We start from the raw sequence: 227 nt of genomic DNA, 5'->3' as shown, positions 1-227 counted from the left end.
CCGAACACGGAAGTTAAGCTCTTCAGCGCCGATGGTAGTTGGGGGTCTCCCCCTGCGAGAGTAGGACGTCGCTAGGCAACAGCAAGGCCGTCACCGAGTCAAATCGGTGGCGGTCTTTTTTCTATTGTTTAGAATATCTAGGAGAAGGAAAGAAATTGCTGGACAACCTGATAGGGTTATCTGGGGCAGATTGAATTACTCTCGTTCATAGGAGGAATACTCTCGAA

The 227-nt window shown here is 49.3% G+C and carries 1 rRNA gene; it reads left to right on the top strand.

What is annotated here, in order from left to right:
• Positions 1-77, top strand: a 5S ribosomal RNA gene (rrf, locus tag AC1ECF_RS17860); the annotation flags it as partial.
• Between the last annotated feature and the right edge of the window lie 150 nt (positions 78-227).

It is taken from the genome of Psychrobacillus sp. Z3-81, from assembly GCF_056620325.1.
Note: the sequence above shows the minus strand (reverse complement) of the source record. Positions and strands in the feature narration are given on the sequence as shown.